Below are 14,542 nucleotides of genomic sequence, written 5' to 3'. Positions count from 1 at the left end.
ACGGTGGTTTCGCGAGTTGGTCGAATTCATGGAGGCGGTCGAAGATGAGCGTGTTTGATCTCGAAGGACGTAAAGCGCTGGTCACCGGAGGTGCAAAAGGTCTGGGCGCCGGCATGGCGGCGGCCTTGGCCAGGGCGGGAGCGTCGGTGATGATCGGCGACGTTCTCGAAGACGAAGGGCGAGCAACCGCCGAATCTGTCGGCACCAGTGGTGTGAAGACGGGCTTCGTGAAGCTCGACGTCACCGACGACGCGAACTGGGCGGAAGCAGTTGCGGCCACGACGGAAACCCTCGGCGGCTTCGACATTCTGGTCAACAACGCAGGCATCGAAATTTCGTCGCTGGTGGTGGACCTGGATCCCGCCGATATTCGCCGCATGTGCGAAGTGAATGTTCTCGGAACAGCTCTCGGCACCAAGCACGGATTGCGCAGCATGCGCCCCGGTGGGATCGCCGGAAGCGGCGGATCGATTATCAACGTCTCGTCGGTGGCGGCCACCATCCCGTTTCCCGGAATCAGTGGGTATTCCGCAACAAAGTCCGCGGTGGACCGGTTCACGCGGGTGGCGGCCACAGAATCCGGAAAACTCGGGTATGGCGTCCGAGTCAACTGCATCTATCCCGGACTCGTCGCGACGGAGATGGGTCTCGGTCTCGCCTCCGACATGGCAAAGCTCGGCCTCTGGCCCAGCGCCGAAGCTGCGGTGGGCGACGTCATCGGACTTACCCCCCTCGGACGTCTCGGTGAAGTGAACGACATGGCCGACGCAGTGGTGTTCTTGGCCTCGGACGCAGCACGTTTCATTACCGGGATCGGTCTGCCTGTCGACGGCGGCATGGGCATGTAACTCGCACAGTCTTTTTCGGTTCGGCACTCAACTTCGAAAGGTTCCACGAACATGTCCGACAAGAAGCCAGTCATCGTCTACGGCGTTTCCGGATACACCGGACGTCTGGTGTGTGAATACCTGCGTGAGTTCAACATTCCGTTCATCGCGGCCGGCCGTGACGCGGCGCGAATCCAGGAAGTGCTCGACAAGATTCCCGGGCTCGACACAGTTGACCATGAGGTTGTCGAGGTCGAGCACACCGTTGAGGCGCTCACCGAGTTGTTTACCGGCGCACAGGTTGTCAGCAACATGGTCGGCCCGTTCATCAAGCTCGGTGCCGTTGTTGTCGAAGCTGCTCTCAATGCCGGCTGCCACTACATGGACACCACCGGCGAGCAGGATTGGGTGCTCGACGTCCAGGAGAAGTTCAGTGACAAATTCCAGGAGAAGGGCTTGCTGCTCTCTCCGGGGATAGCGCAGATGTATACCACCGGTGAGATTGCCGCCAACATCGCGTTGGAGAATCCCGGGCTCGATACTCTCGATATTCTGGTGCTGTGGAAGGGTTTTCCCACCTACGCGTCGACGCAGACAATCTTCACGATCCTCAAGGCCAATTGGTACTACCTCGAGCAGAACAAGTACGTGCAGTGGGCGCCCGGTCAGACGTTCGACGTCGTAGTGCCCGGTCAACACGAAACGGCGCTCGCGCTGCCGTGGGGCGGCACCAGTCACCCGGTGTGGTTCAAGAACGATCCCCGGGTTTCCAACGTCAAGGCTGCGGGCGGAGTATTCGATCGCGCGGTGATGGAAGGTGTTGTCGCGACCCAGAAGATGGTGGAAGAGCAGATCAAGACTCTCCCTGCCGATCAGCAGGAAGCAGCGCTGGCGGAAATCGCCGGCTCGGTGCAGGCGGGTATGCCGCCGCGTGAGAACCCCCGGATCAACACATCTTTGGACTCGGTTTACGCGTCCGGTCCGCTCGGTCGTGCACACGTCGTGATCCATGGCAACTGCAATTACAAGCAGACAGGGTTGTTGCAGGCCTATGCGGCGCACTCGCTGTTGCAGCAGGCCCCCAAGCGCACTGGGTTGGCGTCGGCGTGTCAGGCGTTCGGGCACCGTGAATTGTTGGGTGCACTACGTAGTTTCGGTTTGGCGCTCGAGCCGGAAGTGACGATCAATACCTAGCCAGTTTCTATTTCGTTCACGACCCGAGGGGCTCCCGTCATGCGTTTGACCGATTATCTCGACAAGGGAGCCTCTCTGGGTTCCGCCGCTCCCTGTTTGACGATGGGAGAGCGCACGCTCTCCTATTGCGATGTCCAGCAGTTCAGTAGCCGTTTTGCTGCGTCGCTCGCGGCCTCCGGAATTGGGCCTGGGGACAAGGTTGCCATCCTGTCCGGAAACGATCCGGTCTCCTTCTCCTGTGTCTTCGGGATCAGCCGGGCAGGCGCAGTGTGGTGTCCGATCAATCCGCGCAACGAAGCCGCGGAGAACCGGGACTTGTTGGATCTCTTCGATACTCGAGCACTGTTCTTCCAGAAGTCGTATGCGTCGTTGGTGGAACAGATCAAGGATGCGCTGCCGAAGTTGGTCACGCTTGTCTGCATTGACGGTGACACCGATTTTGCCCAGTCGCTCGAAAGCTGGATGGGCGTCGATGAACTCGACGTCGATCCGCCTGATGATGTGACCATGCTCGTCGGAACCGGCGGTACAACTGGTCGACCCAAAGGTGTCATGCTGACCGGGCACAACATCGAGACGATGACAGCGATCACCCTCATGAGCTATCCGTTCGAGGGGCGCCCGGTGTATCTGGCGCTGGCACCGTTGACTCACGCGGCGGGGGTGTTGTGCTTTCCCATCATGGCGCTGGGCGGGGAAGTGGTGATCATGCCGAAACCGGATCTGGGTGCTTTCCTGGAAAATGTGCAAACCCACAAGGTCACGCATACCTTCCTGCCGCCGACGCTCATCTACATGCTGCTCGAGCACCCCGATCTGGGAGACGCGGATCTTGGTTCACTGCAATGCTTCTGGTATGGAGCGGCGCCGATCTCACCGACCCGGCTGGGCGAGGCGATCGGCAAGATCGGGCCGGTCATGGCGCAACTGTTCGGACAAAGCGAAGCTCCGATGATGATTTCGACGATGGCACCGAAAGATCACTTCGGTCCGGACGGAGCTATTGCGACGGAGAGGCTGTCATCTGCTGGTCGGCCGTCGCCGTTGGTGACGGTGGGGATCATGGACGACAAGGGGAACCTGCTGGGGCGGGGCGCTCGAGGCGAGGTGGTTATCCGAAGTTCCCTCGTGATGGCCGGCTATTTCAAGAATCCTGAAGCCACAGCTGAAGCGTCGGCACACGGTTGGCATCACACCGGCGATATCGGGTATCTGGACGAGGACAATTTTCTGTTCATCGTCGATCGGGCCAAGGACATGATCATCACCGGAGGCTTCAACGTGTATTCGGTTGAAGTGGAACAGGCACTCATGGCGTATCCGGGAATTCAGGATTGCGGGGTGATCGGCTTGCCGGACGACAAGTGGGGTGAACGGGTTGTGGCGGTGGTTCAACCGCATTCAGGCGTCGTAATCGACGACGCCGAGGTCATGGCTTTCGTGAAGGCGCGCATCGGAAGTGTGAAGACTCCCAAGCAGGTAATCGTCTGGGAAGACTTGCCGCGATCGAAGGTAGGAAAGGTGCTCAAGAACGAGATCAAGGGGACACTGTTGACAGATTAAGGAAAGCTCCTTAACCTAATGTGATCTGGTTCACTAGGGTTGCATTTGAGGAGTGTTCGATGGCAGTTCTGTTTCCCACCACGATCCACCCGATTCCCACCGATCCGCTTGCTGCCTATGGCCCGTTGGTCGCCCGGCGAAACCCGGAATCTGTAGAGCCTGAGCCATATACAAATTTCTCCGTCAAGAAGATCGCACCAACTATCGGTGCCGAAATCTCCGGACTTCGTCTGGGCGGCGACCTGTCGGACGAGGTCATGCATGATCTGCGTCGGGCGCTTCTCGAGTGGAAGGTGTTGTTCTTTCGGGATCAGGACATCGACCGCGCTGAGCATCGGGCGTTCGCGGAACGATGGGGAGCGCTGGAACAGCATCCGTTTTTCAAGTTCTTCCAACCCGGACAGACGGACGCCGACGTCACGACCCTGGCGAAAGATGCGATGGTCGGTGGTGTCGAAAACAACTGGCACAACGACGTGACATGGCATGAGTTCCCCTCGTTTGCGGCGGTGCTTCGAGCCGTCGAGGTTCCCGAAGTCGGCGGTGACACACTCTGGGCAGACACGGCTGCGGCGTATGAGCTCCTTCCGCAAGAAATCAAGGATCGAATCGATCCTCTTGTTGCCGAGCATGATTGGATCAATTCCTTCGGCAAGTCCATGCCGGCGGAATCGGTAGAGGCGCTACGCCCGCAGTTTCCGGCCGTGCAGCACCCGGTTGTTCGAGTCATCCCGGAGAGTGGTCGACGAGTTCTGTTCGTCAACATGACATTTACGCAGCGAATCGTGGGAGTGTCGGAGGACGAATCGAATGAACTCCTCACGTTGCTCTACCGTCACATCAACCGTCCGGAATTTCAGGTGCGGTTGAAGTGGGAGCCGAACACCGTTGCCTTCTGGGATAACCGGGCGTGCCAGCACTACGCGGCCAGTGACTATTTTCCGGAGCGTCGGGTGATGGATCGGATCTCTATCGTCGGTGATCGGCCCGTGGGAATCGTGTAGCGGTGCCGGGGTCCGGAGACGTCAGTTTCCGGACACCGACCGTTGGCCAGGCAGTCACAATCGCGACACCTTCTCCGCACACGATGCAGTAGTTGCACTTGTGAACCTTTGAAGGAGAATTGTGAATTCCCGTCTTATCATTGTCGGTATTGCCGCAGCGCTAACAGTTGGGCTCTCCGGATGCGGACAGTCGGCAAGTAACGAATCGGCAGCCACCACGTCGTCGCAGTCGTCGCAGGCAACGGTCGCGGCAGTGACACCAAGGCTGGTTTCCGCCAACAACTTCCGGGACCTGGCGGGGCCCGACGGCGGATACACCACATCTGATGGACGCCGTGTTCGTGAAGGCGTTCTCTACCGCTCCAATGCTCTGATCACGAACGATGCCGACGCTGCAACGTTGGATGCCCTTGGGCTGAAGGCAGTTTACGATCTGCGAACCGAGGCGGAAATCGCCAAGGGGCCGGACCGCGTTCCAGCCGGGGCGAACTACACGAACGTGAACATCATCGGTGTCACTCCGAGCGCATCTGTCGCGTCGTCGGTGGATCTTTCCACGCCGGAAGGCGCTGGGGCGCTGCTGACCGGCATGAATCGACAGTTTGTGACCGACGCGGCGATGCGTGTGCAGTTCGGCAAGTTACTGACCGAGATTGCCGCGACCGATGGGCCGCAGCTCTTTCACTGCACGGCAGGCAAGGATCGTGCCGGCTGGACGAGCGCAATGCTCCTGAAGATCGCGGGCGTCGACGACGCGACAGTCATGAGCAATTACCTACTCACCAACGAGTATTCGAAGGATTCGATCGCGGCCACCGCAGCTCAGGTGACCGCGGCGAAGGGTGAGCAGGCTGGTGCCGCGATGAAGGTAATCGCGGGAGTTTCTCCTGAGTTCCTGCAGGCCGGACTCGACGAGATCTCCACCAATTTCGGCACGTTCGACAACTACCTGACATCCGGCCTCGGACTCTCGACGGACACAATCTCGACGTTGAAGACCAAGCTCACCGTCTAGCGGGGAGTGGAGTCAGGATTCCGTTGGCGGATTGTTCCTTCGCACGTGTTTCGTGACGATACGGTGAATCAGCCGAGCGGCGGTACGGGCTGTGCGGTTGTCGATATCGAGTGACGGATTCAGTTCGGCTACATCGAGAACCGTCAGCTTGCCACTGGCTGCGATGCGATCGCACACGTATTGAACAGTCTCCAACGGCACTCCGTAGGCGGCAGGTGCGCTGACGCCGGGTGCTACTGACGCAGCCAGAACATCCAGATCGATAGTGAGATAGACGATGTCGACGTCATCGAGGAAATCGGTGACAAAACTGTCGACTCGCTCTCGATCGCCGATCCCGCATTCGTCGTCGAGCAGATACGCCACATCCAGTTCACGAGCGGTGTCGAAGAGCGCAGTGGTGTTGCTCGGCTGGCTGATGCCGATGACGCTGTAGCGGTGTGTGGTTTCCGCAGCGAGTTCGGCGTCCGCGATTTGACGGAACGGTGTGCCGGAGCTCGGGGTCGGATCGCCACGAAGGTCAAAGTGTGCATCGAGATTCAAAATTCCGAGACGTGTGTCGGGTGTTCGCAGTACGGAATCTGCCACCCCGAGATACGTCCCGTAGGCGATCTCGTGCCCACCGCCGAGGACTACGGGAAAATGTCCGGAGTCGAGTGCTGCGCTGACAGCGGCGCCGAGGGCAGCTTGGCCGACTTCGAGTTCCTCTCCCCGCACGGCGACGGTACCGGCGTCTTGAATTCTCAGGGGCTCTGTCAGCGCCATCGACGCCAGGGCGCCGCGCAGAGCGTCCGGTCCGTCGGCAGCGCCGCGGCGGCCCTTGTTGCGTCGTACGCCTTCATCGCTGGAAAACCCGACGATCACGCAGCCGCCGGCAGGGGCTTGTTCCGAATACGGCTGCACCGCATGGTGCCAGCGAAGGTGTTCGGCGGTGGTTCCGTCAGAGCGGCCGGTCCAGGGTTTCGGTGCGATATCGACAACGATGGTGTGTGCCACGACAGCCTCCGGGGTAGGTAGGAACTTCAGTAGGTGGTGGTGAGTTGTCCGTGCTTCCACACTTGTCGGACCAGTTGTACTCCGGGGCGGTAGGCGAGGTGCAGATAGGAAGGTGCGTCGAGTGACAGCGCGTCGGCACGCATTCCGATGCTCAAACGTCCGATGTCGTTGCGCAGCAATGCCTGAGCGCCACCAGCAGTTGCCGACCACACCGCTTCTGCGGGCGTCATGTGCATTTCGCGTACGGCAAGGGCGATACAGAACGGCAGGCTGGTCGTGTAGCAGGTGCCAGGGTTGCAGTCTGCGCCCAGTGCGACAGTCACGCCGGCGTCGAGCAGTGCTCGCGCGTCGGGATAACTGTTGCGAGTGGAGAAATCAGCACCCGGCAGTAGCGTCGCGACAGTCGAACTTTGCGCCAGGGCGTCGATGTCTTCGGCGGTCACGTAGGTGACGTGGTCTACCGATGCAGCGCCCATCTCGACAGCCAACTGAACTCCGGGTCCTTCGCCGAGTTGGTTGCCGTGAACGCGGGGAATCAATCCAGCTTTGACTCCCGCGCTCAGAACGGCGTGCGCCTGTTCACGATTGAAAGCACCGCGTTCGCAGAAGACGTCGATCCACTTCGCGTGCGGAGCGCACGCCGGAATCATCTCGTCACAGGCCATGGCTACGTAATCATCTACGCGAGACGAGTATTCCGGTGGCGGAACATGCGCCGCCAACAATGTGACCTCATCCGTGAACTGGCCGGCGATCAGTGTGCTGCGAAGTTCGCTCTCGGTGTTCTGCCCGTATCCGGTTTTGCATTCGACGGTGGTGCTGCCCGAACGTAAGGCTTCGTCGAGCAACCGACGGACGTTGGCCTGTAACTGCTCGTCGGTTGCCGCGCGAGTGGCCTCGATGGTGGTGCGAATGCCACCAGCCGCGTATTCTTCTCCGGCCATTCGAGCGGCGAATTCCTCGGCGCGTTCGCCACCGAATACCAGGTGCGAGTGGCTCTCCACGAAGCCGGGTAGGACCGCCCGGCCGCCCATATCCTGACCGATATCGGCGGCCGGAGCGTCGGTAGAGTTACCGACCCACGCCACGACACCCTCCTCGAAGGCAATTGCCGCGTCGTGGCGTAGGCCGAGTTTGCCCTCACCCAGGGTCGGGTCATTGGTAACGAGGGTCCCGATATTGGTCAGTACCGTGGTTCGAGAACCGTTCGTGGTCAATGTTTTTCCTCACTCGGGGTGGTGGTACGGGTTTAGTTCTCGTTCATCGGGATGCGTACGCCGCGGGTGGCCGCGGTGTCGATGGCGTGGTCGTATCCGGCGTCGGCGTGACGAATGACGCCCATTCCGGGGTCATTGGTGAGAACGGCTTCGAGTTTTTTGGCTGCCATTTCGGTGCCGTCGGCGATGCACACCTGTCCGGCATGGATGGATCGACCCATCCCGACGCCGCCACCCTGGTGCAGCGATACCCAGGACGCGCCGGATGCGGTGTTGACCAGTGCATTGAGCAGTGGCCAGTCAGCAATAGCGTCGGATCCGTCGATCATCGATTCCGTTTCGCGGTACGGGGAGGCAACGGATCCCGAGTCGAGGTGATCGCGTCCGATGACAATTGGCGCAGACAGCTCTCCCGAGGCGACCATCTCGTTGAACTTCAGGCCGGCAAGATGGCGCTCGCCGTATCCGAGCCAGCAGATGCGTGCCGGAAGTCCTTCGAACGCAACCTTTTCGCCGGCCATCTTGATCCACCGGTGCAGGTGCTCGTTGTCGGGGAAAAGTTCGAGGATGGCTTTGTCGGTGGCCTCGATGTCCTTGGGGTCGCCGGAGAGTGCGGCCCAACGGAAGGGGCCGAGACCTTCTTCGAAGAGTGGACGGATGTAGGCGGGGACAAATCCGGGGAAGTCGAATGCACGGTCGTAGCCGGCCTTTCGGGCTTCGTCGCGGATGGAGTTGCCGTAGTCGAATACCTCGGCGCCGGCATCCATGAATCCGACCATCGCTTTGACGTGCACTGCCATCGCCTGGCGGGAGTCCTCGGTGAACTTCTGCGGATCCTTCTCGGACATCGTCTTCATATCCGCGAAGGCGATTCCGAGGGGGAGATAGGCGAGAGGGTCGTGTGCGGAGGTTTGATCGGTGACAATGTCGATCGGTGCGTTCATGGCAAGCATGGTCGGAAAGACCTCTGCCGCATTGCCTTCGAGGCCGATAGACAGTGGCTGCTTGGCGTCGCGCGCCGCGACGGCAAGTTCGAGTGCATGCTCGATGCTGTCGGCCTTGGTGTCGAGGTACTTGTGCGCGATCCGACGGTCGATTCGGGTGACATCGCAGTCGACGCAGATTGCGACACCGTCGTTCATGGTGACGGCGAGCGGTTGAGCTCCGCCCATGCCGCCGAGACCGGCTGTGAGGGTGATGGTTCCGGCGAGGGAACCGTCGTAGCGCTTCTTGGCGATCGCGCCGAAGGTTTCGTACGTTCCCTGGAGGATGCCCTGGGTTCCGATGTAGATCCACGAGCCGGCCGTCATCTGGCCGTACATGGTCAGTCCAAGATCTTCGAGGCGCCGGAATTCTTCCCAGTTGGCCCAGTCTCCGACAAGGTTGGAGTTGGCGATGAGCACACGGGGCGCCCACTCGTTGGTGCGGAAGACGCCGACGGGTTTGCCGGATTGAACGAGCATCGTCTCGTCGTTCTTCAGTGTCTTCAAGGTGGCGATCATGGCGTCGAACGCTGCCCAACTACGGGCTGCGCGGCCGGTGCCGCCGTAGACCACGAGGCTGTCGGGGTGCTCGGCAACCTCGGGATCAAGGTTGTTCATCAGCATGCGCATCGCGCCTTCTTGTTGCCATCCCAAGCAGGTCAGCTGGTTGCCTCGGGGCGCGCGGACGGGCCGGGGACCGTGTCCGGGTGTCGAGATGTTCGCCATGATGTTGTCCTTCGCTTCGTGGTGATCGCCGTGGCTGGTGTTGATAGCCGTGGTCGCGGTCCGTCCGTGTAGTCGGCGTACTTCCTTCTTACCGCAGTTGTGTGCTGGCTCACGTTCGAACTCGATTAAATGTATAGTCCTGTATAGACAACCCGCTGTCAAGACGGCGCCCGATCGGGCCGCCCAGGCATCGCAATTTGTCGGGGGGTCTATCCACAACATCTACGGAAGCGAAATCGCGTCCGATGGAAGGTGCCGATATGAAAGCTGTTCCCGCCCAGATGATCACTAAGCCCACAGTCGACCTCGGGGTGAGGAGTTCGACGACGAGACGGGATTCCCAGCCTTCAGACGCCAGTATTTCGGTGAGTTGGGTCGTCGAGTAGCGGATGCCGACGAAGTGCTCAGATGCCACTTTGCGCTCGCGAAGGAACGAATGACTGGCCAGTGTCGGATTCACGTTCTCGGCCAGGAGTCGTCGATCGGCCATGCCGTCCAGATCGTGACCGATGATATGCCGGGCATAGTGGATTCAGTGCTGCTCGCGATCTCCCGCGTCCATGCCATCGCAGCTGTCGTCCTACATCCGGTCCTGAATGTCGAACGGGACGCTGACGGCGTGTTGGCTTCGGTACCGGGAGCGGCGGAGAAGAGTGATGCGGCGACGTCGGAGTCGTGGATTCACGTCTCGCTCCGGGGGGATATCTCGCCGGAGGCCGGCCGAGAACTGCATGTCTGCATCGAAACTGCTCTCGCGCAGATGCGAGTGGTGAATCAGTCTGTCGGCCCGTTGAGTGCGGTTCGCGTCGACGTGGAAGCTGAACTGGGAGGCGAAGACTCGCCGTACGATGAGCGAGTTCGCGATGCGGTGGACTTTCTTCGATGGTGTGGCAGAGGCAATTTCACTGTCATCGGATACCAACTTCGCGACGGACTCGAACTACGACGGTCGTTGGGGCTGCTCGAAGGACATCCGTGGATCGGTGCTTTCGCTGCAACGCTTCCGGGAACCCCTGTACTTCGAGTGACGTCGATGCCCTTTGTCTCAGGGATCGAGAAGTCGGAGTACACCGCGGTCGTGACCGTCGATTGGGGTGGGCGGGAACACGCGTTCATCGGTTCGTTCACGTCGGCCGGCCGCAACGCACACGTCTTCGATATTCCGGCAATCGGTCGCCGGGTGCGTGACGTACTCACGCGTAGTGGGCATTCCGTCGATTCCTTTGCGGGGAGGGCCATGACCGAGATGGTGCAGGCATTGCCGCTCACCGAACTTTTCACAGCAGATCCGGACCTGCTGTATCGATCATTGACCGAAGTCTCGGGCGTCGACGGCCGCAACAACGTGCATGTGTACGTGCGCCCCCTGCCGTCCGGGAACAGTGTGTCAGCGCTCGTATTCGTCCCGCGGGAGCGCTACAGCACCACCATCCGCACTGCGATCGAAGGAGTGCTGAAATCCGAATTGGGTGCATATGCACTCGAATTTTCCAGTCGAATATCCGAGTTTCCGCTTGCTGTAGTGCACTTCACGATGTCGGTCGACTCCTTGGGTGGGGTGGGGGTCCCGTCCGCGGTTGCAGATCGGATTCGGGAGCGCGTGGTGGAGGCATGCCGGACGTGGGAGGACGCCTTGTCGGCTGCCGATCCCGAGCATCTTCGGTGCGACTCGTCAGCTTTGGCGCACTACTGCGCCGCGCTACCAGCCGGGTACAAGCACGACTGGAATATCGATCGTGCCCTGCGTGACCTCGTCGTACTCGAGCGTCTTTTCGTCGACGGGGTTGAACTGGCATTCTCCGGACGGGCAGGTCTGACCCTGTATGTGGGCGGACGATCGGTGTCTCTCGGCGAAGTGTTGCCCATCCTGCAGAGTTTCGGCGTCGACGTACTCGACGAGCGTCCGTACCGCGTCGTCAATACTCGGGAAATAGATTGTCGAATCTATGAATTCGGCATTCGCTATCCGGCCTTACCGGAAGCGATCTGTCCCGAGGACGCCGAATTCAGTCACCGGTTTTCGGAAGCGTTCCGGGCGATGTGGACCGGCACGGCCGAAGTGGATGCGCTGAACGAACTGATTTCCCGAACCGGATCGACGTGGCGCGAAGTTGTGATGCTGCGGGCGTATGTGGAGTTCTTGCAACAGACAGGTTTCTCGTACAGTGCGGGCCACATAGCGACGGTACTGTGCGGACATCCGGAGATATCGGTGTTGCTCACCGAACTGTTCGCCGTCCGCTTCGACCCAGAGGGGGGAGGGGAAGGGGCCGAGATAGTCACTGCGGCGGTGGAATCGGCTATCGCAGAGGTATCGGGAATGGATGCGGATCGCATTCTCCGTGCAATGTTCGGGCTGATTCGCTCGACTCTGCGGACCAATTTCTACGTGCGGGGTGACCGCTTCGGCAGCGTGGGTGAAGGCTGCGTGTCGTTCAAGTTCGATTCGGAATCCATCGACGAACTTCCCTCTCCTCGACCGAAATTCGAAATCTTTGTCTACGGCGCGCAGGTAGCCGGCGTGCACATGCGATGGGGTGCTGTTGCCCGCGGAGGGCTTCGATGGTCGGATCGTCGCGAGGATTTCCGTACCGAAGTACTCGGTCTGGTCAAGGCGCAGGCAGTCAAGAATGCCGTCATTGTTCCGGCGGGCGCCAAGGGTGGATTTGTAGTCAAGAATCCGCCAACTCCTACGGGCGTAGGCGACCTCGATCGAGAAGCTTTGTCAGCTGAGGGGATTCGCTGCTACAAATCCTTCATCAGTGCGATGCTCGACGTCACCGACAATGTTGATTCCCGGAGCGGCGATGTGGTGCCGGCCGCGAGAGTGGTGCGGTGGGACGGCGACGACACCTATCTGGTGGTGGCGGCAGACAAGGGCACAGCCAAGTTCTCCGATATCGCCAATGCTGTAGCTGCGCAGTACAACTTCTGGCTCGGTGACGCCTTTGCATCGGGTGGGTCCGTCGGCTACGACCACAAGGCATTGGGGATCACCGCGAAGGGCGCGTGGTCCAGCGTCACAAGGCATTTCCGTGAGCTGGGTATCGACACTGCGCGTGACGACTTCACGGCGGTGGGAATCGGCGATATGAGCGGCGACGTTTTCGGAAACGGAATGCTCTGCAGCTCGCACATTCGTCTGATAGCAGCCTTCGACCATCGACACATATTCCTGGATCCGAATCCAGCGGCCGCGTCCTCGTTTGCGGAACGACAGCGACTGTTCAGTCTGTCCCGCTCGTCCTGGGCCGACTACGACCCGTCGACAATCAGTGCCGGTGGAGGTGTGTACGCGCGTTCGGTGAAATCGGTGCCGATCGGTGAGCCGGTGCGTCGGGCATTGGGTTTGAGTGAGGCGGTGACGGAACTGTCGCCGCCGGAGCTGGTGCATGCCATTCTGAGAGCGCCGGTCGATCTGATGTGGAACGGTGGGATCGGTACCTATGTCAAGGCTGCATCAGAGACCGATTTGTCGGTGGGCGACAAAGGAAATGACGCGGTGCGGATCGACGCGGCTACAGTGCGCGCCCGGGTGGTCGGTGAGGGTGGAAACCTGGGATTTACCCAGGCCGGGCGTATCGAGTTCGCTCGAGCTGGTGGAAAAATCAACACCGATGCGGTCGACAATTCGGCCGGAGTGGATTGTTCCGACCACGAAGTGAATATCAAGATTCTGCTCGACGGTCTGGTCGGCGCGAATGTGTTGGCCTCTGCGGACCGTGATCCGCTGCTGGCCTCGATGGCAGCTGAAGTATCAGCATTGGTATTGGCAGACAACGAATCTCAGAACGAGGTTTTGGGGATTGCTCGGTCGGAGTCCGCCGCACTACTCGGTGTGAACGGCCGACTTATCTCTCGGTTGGAGAAGTCGGGAGCATTGGATCGGGCATTGGAAGGGTTGCCGAGCAAAGTATCGATGGGGGCGCTTGCAAAATCCGAATCCGGGCTTTCCTCGCCGGAGTTGGCAGTGGTGATGGCGTATGTGAAACTCGATCTGAAACGAAAGTTGTTGGCGGGGAGCCTCCTCGACGACGTGGCATTTGTTCCGACGCTGATCGGCTACTTTCCTCAGCCGTTGCAACAGAACTACGCAGAGTCGATCGGGAGGCATCCATTGCGTCGCGACATCGTTGCGACGGTATTGACCAACGAAGTTGTCGACCACGGTGGACTGTCGTACGTCTTCCGGATCGCTGACGAGGTCGGAGCCGACGAAGAAGACGCAGTGCGCGCCTTTGTCCTAGCCTGTGCAGTGTTCGACCTGCCGAGGTTGTGGCGGGATATTCGTACGGCTGACGTTGGTCCGGCGGTATCCGACCAGTTGACGCTGGTGACGCGCAGACTGTTGGACAGGGCCTCACGCTGGATGCTCACGCGGAGGCCCCAACCGTTGGATCTGGGGGCCGAGACGGCACGTTTCCGGGACCGGGTGGCTGCGGTGGCTGATGTGGTGCCCCACTGGTTGGTCGGGTCCGAGGCCGAGCGTCTACGTGATCGTGTCGAGGACTCGATGGAACGCGGCGCTCCGGAGGCCCTGGCCCATCGTGTGCAGAGTCTGCTCGATCAGTTCGGGCTTCTCGACGTCGTAGAGATTGCGGAAACGTCGGGACGAAATGTGCCGGAGGTCGGCGAACTCTACTTCCGGTTGGTGGAGCATGTCGGTCTGGGGCGACTGCTCTCCGGCGTCTCGGGCCTGGCGCGAGATAATCGGTGGAATACTCTGGCGCGCTTGTCATTACGTGACGAATTGTATGCGGCCGTTCGGACTTTGTGCTTGAACGTGCTCAGCGACGGACTTCCGGAGGATTCGGCAGAGTTGATGATTGCGGAATGGGAGGCCCGGAACAGTTCGAAGGTTGTTCGGGCGCGTGCCGCATTTGCGGAGTTCGACGCGTCGGGGCATCGGGACCTTGCGGCACTGTCCGTAGCGACTGGACTCCTGCGGCGCATGGTGGCGTAACCCGTCTCCGGTCCGTCCACCGAAAATTGGTGGGCGGAAGCCATTGACGAACTT

At 60.3% G+C, this 14,542-nt stretch carries 9 protein-coding genes; 6 read left to right on the top strand and 3 right to left on the bottom strand.

All coding sequences use genetic code 11. From position 1 onward, the window contains the following. Positions 1-44 precede the first annotated feature (44 nt). The 5 genes from BDB13_RS01915 to BDB13_RS01895 all read left to right on the top strand — a co-directional run bounded on the left by BDB13_RS01915 (position 45) and on the right by BDB13_RS01895 (position 5,603). The gene (locus BDB13_RS01915) at positions 45-848 is read left to right on the top strand and encodes an SDR family NAD(P)-dependent oxidoreductase (protein ID WP_094270164.1); all 804 of its coding nucleotides are present in this window, start codon (positions 45-47) and stop codon (positions 846-848) included. A gap of 51 nt (positions 849-899) precedes the next feature. Continuing rightward, entirely contained in the window at positions 900-2,021 is a 1,122-nt protein-coding gene (locus BDB13_RS01910; protein ID WP_094270163.1) for a DUF5938 domain-containing protein, read from the top strand. Positions 2,022-2,060: 39 nt separating this feature from the next. Beyond that, on the top strand, positions 2,061-3,584 hold the full coding sequence (locus BDB13_RS01905) for an AMP-binding protein (RefSeq protein ID WP_094270162.1): 1,524 nt from the start codon (positions 2,061-2,063) through the stop codon (positions 3,582-3,584). A gap of 59 nt (positions 3,585-3,643) precedes the next feature. Then, positions 3,644-4,588, top strand: coding sequence for a TauD/TfdA dioxygenase family protein (locus tag BDB13_RS01900; RefSeq protein ID WP_094270161.1), 945 nt, complete (start codon positions 3,644-3,646; stop codon positions 4,586-4,588). A 121-nt stretch (positions 4,589-4,709) separates the two neighbouring features. Then, on the top strand, positions 4,710-5,603 hold the full coding sequence (locus tag BDB13_RS01895) for a tyrosine-protein phosphatase (RefSeq protein WP_169635949.1): 894 nt from the start codon (positions 4,710-4,712) through the stop codon (positions 5,601-5,603). 12 nt (positions 5,604-5,615) lie between these two features. Here the strand turns inward: BDB13_RS01895 and hutG are convergent, their stop codons facing one another. The 3 genes from hutG to hutU are packed head-to-tail and all read right to left on the bottom strand — an operon-like array spanning position 5,616 to position 9,525. Beyond that, on the bottom strand, positions 5,616-6,599 hold the full coding sequence (hutG, locus tag BDB13_RS01890) for a formimidoylglutamase (protein ID WP_094270159.1): 984 nt from the start codon (positions 6,597-6,599) through the stop codon (positions 5,616-5,618). A gap of 26 nt (positions 6,600-6,625) precedes the next feature. Continuing rightward, positions 6,626-7,816, bottom strand: coding sequence for an imidazolonepropionase (gene hutI / locus BDB13_RS01885; protein ID WP_094270158.1), 1,191 nt, complete (start codon positions 7,814-7,816; stop codon positions 6,626-6,628). Between the two features lie 32 nt (positions 7,817-7,848). Further along, entirely contained in the window at positions 7,849-9,525 is a 1,677-nt protein-coding gene (gene hutU, locus BDB13_RS01880) for a urocanate hydratase (RefSeq protein ID WP_094270157.1), read from the bottom strand. Between the two features lie 436 nt (positions 9,526-9,961). On the opposite strand from hutU, the gene BDB13_RS01870 reads away from it, so the two are divergent. Next, positions 9,962-14,488 carry an NAD-glutamate dehydrogenase gene (locus tag BDB13_RS01870; RefSeq protein ID WP_094270155.1) on the top strand — a complete coding sequence of 1,509 codons (4,527 nt, stop codon included), beginning with the start codon at positions 9,962-9,964 and terminating at the stop codon, positions 14,486-14,488. The last annotated feature ends 54 nt before the right edge of the window (positions 14,489-14,542 follow it).

This window comes from Rhodococcus sp. OK302, assembly GCF_002245895.1.
Taxonomy (GTDB): domain Bacteria; phylum Actinomycetota; class Actinomycetes; order Mycobacteriales; family Mycobacteriaceae; genus Rhodococcus_F.
The sequence above is the reverse complement of the archived record's forward strand: the minus strand, read 5'-3'. Positions and strand labels throughout refer to the sequence as shown.

Excerpts from the sequence above, each read along its gene's own strand:
- BDB13_RS01915 (WP_094270164.1), top strand. The coding sequence starts at position 45 with ATGAGCGTGTTTGATCTCGAAGGACGTAAAGCGCTGGTCACCGGAGGT.
- BDB13_RS01905 (WP_094270162.1), top strand. The coding sequence starts at position 2,061 with ATGCGTTTGACCGATTATCTCGACAAGGGAGCCTCTCTGGGTTCCGCC.
- BDB13_RS01900 (WP_094270161.1), top strand. The coding sequence starts at position 3,644 with ATGGCAGTTCTGTTTCCCACCACGATCCACCCGATTCCCACCGATCCG.
- BDB13_RS01910 (WP_094270163.1), top strand. The coding sequence starts at position 900 with ATGTCCGACAAGAAGCCAGTCATCGTCTACGGCGTTTCCGGATACACC.
- BDB13_RS01870 (WP_094270155.1), top strand. The coding sequence starts at position 9,962 with ATGACTGGCCAGTGTCGGATTCACGTTCTCGGCCAGGAGTCGTCGATC.
- hutU (WP_094270157.1), bottom strand. The coding sequence starts at position 9,525 with ATGGCGAACATCTCGACACCCGGACACGGTCCCCGGCCCGTCCGCGCG.